Genomic DNA, 3,844 nt, shown 5'->3' with positions numbered 1-3,844 from the left:
GGGGGTGGGTTCGGTGTTGGGGGTGGTGTGGGTTTTGGTCTGTCAGGCTGTTGCCGGGCGGACGTGGATGACGTCGCCCGCGCCTACTGCGGTGGGGCCGTCCGGGCCGGTGACGGTCAGGCGGCCGTCGTCGTCGATGGCGGTGGCGGGGCCTTCCAGGGCGGGGCCGGCGGGCAGGTCCACCCGGACTCGGCGGCCCAGGGTCGCGCAGGACTCGGTGTACGCCGCGTGCAGGCCGCTCGTGTGCGCGTCGCCGCCGGCCAGGCGCCAACGGGTGTACCACTCCTCCAGCTCACGCAGCAGCGCGCGCAGGATCGGGTCGCGGTCGGTGACCTCGGCGCCGGACAGCACGAGCGAGGTCGCGGTCGGGACCGGCAACTCCTCCTGCCGCAACGTCACGTTGAGGCCGATGCCCAGCACCACCCCGGCGCCCGCGCGCTCGGCCAGGATCCCGGCCAGTTTGCGCTCGCCCACGAGCAGGTCGTTGGGCCACTTGAGCCGCACGTCCACGCCCGTCACCCGCGACACCGCCGACGCCGCCGCGACCCCCGCGAGCAGCGGCAGCCACCCCCATCGCGCGACCGGTACCTCGGTGGGCGCCAGCAGCACCGACACCGCGATGCCCGAGCGCGGCGGCGCGCTCCAGCGCCGGTCCATCCGCCCCCGTCCGGCGTTTTGGGACTCGGCCACCACGACCAGTCCCTCCGGTTCGTCGGCCACCTTCGCCACGTCGGCGTTGGTCGAACCGGTCTCGGGCAAGACGGTGATCTCTCGCCACAGGCCGCCGGGAACGAGCAGGGCCTTGCGCAGCGCGGCCTCGCGCAGCGGGGGACGGTCGAGATCCGTGAAAGGAGAGTCCATCCGCCAACCCTAGAAGGGGCCCGGGGGCAGGGCGGTGATAGACGCTCGCGTGGCGTGGATACGCTACCGATCGCCGCCGTTCGACGTGACAGGAGCCAGCACGATGGACCCAGTACAGGGCGATCCCGACATCCACACGACCGCGGGGAAGCTGGCCGACCTCGAACGTCGCATCGACGAGGCCGTGCACGCAGGCAGCGCCCGAGCGGTCGAGAAGCAGCACGCCAAGGGCAAGATGACCGCCCGCGAGCGGATCGAGTACCTGCTCGACGAGGGCTCGTTCGTCGAGCTCGACGAGTTCGCGCGCCACCGCTCCACGAACTTCGGTCTGGAGAGTAACCGCCCCTACGGTGACGGCGTGGTGACCGGCTCCGGCACGGTCGACGGTCGTCAGGTGTGCGTGTTCTCACAGGACGTCACCGTCTTCGGGGGCAGCCTCGGCGAGGTGTACGGCGAGAAGATCGTCAAGATCCAGGACCTCGCGATCAAGACCGGCGTCCCGCTGGTGGGCATCAACGAGGGCGGCGGTGCGCGCATCCAGGAGGGTGTCGTCTCGCTCGGCCTGTACGGCGAGATCTTCCGGCGCAACGTGATCGCGTCCGGCGTCATCCCGCAGATCTCGCTGATCATGGGCGCGGCCGCCGGCGGTCACGTCTACTCCCCCGCGCTCACCGACTTCGTCGTGATGGTCGACCAGACCTCGCAGATGTTCATCACCGGTCCCGACGTCATCAAGACGGTCACCGGTGAGGACGTCACGATGGAGGACCTCGGCGGCGCGCGCACGCACAACAGCAAGTCGGGCAACGCGCACTACATGGGCGCCGACGAGAAGGACGCGCTCGACTACGTCAAGGGTCTGCTGTCGTACCTGCCGAGCAACAACCTCGAAGAGGCCCCGGCCTTCGACGAGGCCGCCGATCTGGAGCCGACGGACTACGACCGTGAGCTCGACACGCTGATCCCGGACTCGGCGAACCAGCCGTACGACATCCACACGGTGATCGAACACATCGTGGACGAGGCCGACTTCCTGGAGGTCCAGCCGCTGTTCGCGCCGAACATCGTGGTGGGCTTCGCCCGCATCGAGGGTCGGTCCGTGGGCATCGTGGCCAACCAGCCGATGCAGTTCGCGGGCACGCTCGACATCGACGCGTCCGAGAAGGCCGCCCGGTTCGTGCGCACGTGCGACGCGTTCAACATCCCGGTGCTCACCCTCGTGGACGTCCCGGGCTTCCTGCCCGGCACCGACCAGGAGTGGAACGGCATCATCCGCCGCGGCGCGAAGCTGATCTACGCCTACGCCGAGGCCACCGTGCCGCTCGTGACGATCATCACCCGCAAGGCGTACGGCGGCGCGTACGACGTCATGGGCTCCAAGCACCTGGGCGCCGACGTCAACCTCGCGTGGCCGACCGCGCAGATCGCGGTCATGGGCGCGCAGGGCGCGGCCAACATCCTGCACCGCAAGGCGATCGCGGCCTCCGACGATCCGGACGCGACGCGCGCACGGCTGATCCAGGAGTACGAGGACACCCTGTGCAACCCGTACGTGGCGGCCGAACGCGGCTACGTGGACGCGGTGATCCGCCCGTCCGCGACCCGGGCCAACGTGGTGAAGGCGCTGCGGGCGCTGCGTGGTAAGCGCGAGACGCTGCCGCCGAAGAAGCACGGCAACATCCCGCTGTAGGGGTATCGCACCGGCTGCCACAGGAGTTCACATGATGAAGGTTGTGCGGGGTGAACCGACCCCGGAGGAACTGGCCGTGATCGTCGCCGTCGTCGCCGCCAAGGCCGCGGCCGGCGGGGGCACCGAGGCGCCGGCCCGAACGCGGTCGGTGTGGAACGCGCCGGAACGCCTGGTGCGGCGTCCGCAGCGGCCCGGACCGGGGGCGTGGCGGGCGAGCGGTTGGCCTGTCTGAGACCACTCTCGGGTGCCCATGTCCGAGGTGACTTGTCATACCGGGTGCACGTGCCTCACCCAGGTGCATTTGTACGGAAATGCAGTACATCGCATGACGTGACTTGAGTACCCGTACTCAAGATCGCGCAGGGGTGCGCGGCGCACGATGGACGCATGCGCGACCCTGACGAATTGTCCGAGGAAACCCGGCGCGCCGTGGCCCAGCTGCGGCGCGCCGTGTGGATCCTGCCCCTGGTGGTGATCCTCGGCCTCGTCCTGCTCGCCCTGTGAAGCGCCGTCGGCCCGGGTGCCGCCCTCGGCCGGGTATCGTCCCGGCCCCTCGGCCCGTGCGCGGCGGGCGCGCCGCCGCCGGGTACGTTGACGGCATGGCCGACCGCTCCCCCTCCCGTTCCCTCGTCCTCGCCTCCGCGTCGCCCGCACGGCTGAAACTGCTGCGCGCCGCCGGTCTCGACCCCGAGGTCGTCGTCAGCGGCGTCGACGAGGACGCGCTGACCGCCGCCTCTCCGCGCGAACTCGCGCTCGTCCTGGCCCAGGCCAAGGCCGACGCGGTCGCGGCCGAACTCGACGGCGACCAACTGGTGGTGGGCTGCGACTCGGTGCTCGAACTGGACGGCCTCGCGCTGGGCAAGCCGGCCGACGCGGCCGAGGCGTTGGCGCGCTGGCAGTCCATGCGCGGCCGCTCGGGCGTCCTGCTCACCGGCCACTGCGTGATCGACCGCCGCACCGGGCTGCGCGCGGCCGAGGTCGCGGCGACGACGGTTCGGTTCGGCACACCCTCGGACGACGAGGTCGCTGCGTACATCGCGACCGGCGAACCACTGCACGTCGCGGGCGCGTTCACCCTCGACGGCTACGCGTCGCCGTTCGTCGACGGCATCGACGGCGACCCCGGCAACGTGATCGGCCTGTCACTGCCGCTGTTTCGGCGCCTGCTCGACGCGGTGGGCGTACGGATCGTCGACCTCTGGGCCTGATCGGCCGAGCATCGAGGTGAGCCGGGCAGGCCGCCCGCCTCGATGCCGCGCCGTCAGGCGTCCGGGCCGGCGCGGCCGTCGAGGT

General features: G+C 71.0%; 4 protein-coding genes. 3 read left to right on the top strand and 1 reads right to left on the bottom strand.

All coding sequences use genetic code 11. From position 1 onward, the window contains the following. Nucleotides 1–42 precede the first annotated feature (42 nt). Complete coding sequence (locus GT354_RS48695) at nucleotides 43–861, bottom strand: biotin--[acetyl-CoA-carboxylase] ligase (RefSeq protein ID WP_161364475.1); 819 nt, start codon at nucleotides 859–861, stop codon at nucleotides 43–45. A 103-nt stretch (nucleotides 862–964) separates the two neighbouring features. Between GT354_RS48695 and GT354_RS48690 the strand changes: the two genes are divergently transcribed. The 3 genes from GT354_RS48690 to GT354_RS48680 all read left to right on the top strand — a co-directional run bounded on the left by GT354_RS48690 (nucleotide 965) and on the right by GT354_RS48680 (nucleotide 3,759). Continuing rightward, nucleotides 965–2,551 carry an acyl-CoA carboxylase subunit beta gene (locus GT354_RS48690; protein ID WP_161364473.1) on the top strand — a complete coding sequence of 529 codons (1,587 nt, stop codon included), beginning with the start codon at nucleotides 965–967 and terminating at the stop codon, nucleotides 2,549–2,551. 31 nt (nucleotides 2,552–2,582) lie between these two features. Further along, a complete protein-coding gene (locus GT354_RS48685; RefSeq protein ID WP_161364471.1) occupies nucleotides 2,583–2,783 on the top strand; it encodes an acyl-CoA carboxylase subunit epsilon in 201 nt (66 codons plus the stop codon). 367 nt (nucleotides 2,784–3,150) lie between these two features. Then, the gene (locus GT354_RS48680; RefSeq protein ID WP_161364470.1) at nucleotides 3,151–3,759 is read left to right on the top strand and encodes a nucleoside triphosphate pyrophosphatase; all 609 of its coding nucleotides are present in this window, start codon (nucleotides 3,151–3,153) and stop codon (nucleotides 3,757–3,759) included. Nucleotides 3,760–3,844 lie beyond the last annotated feature (85 nt).

This window comes from Streptomyces sp. SID3343, assembly GCF_009865215.1.
Classification (GTDB): domain Bacteria; phylum Actinomycetota; class Actinomycetes; order Streptomycetales; family Streptomycetaceae; genus Embleya.
This window is presented reverse-complemented; position numbering and strand designations above follow the sequence as displayed.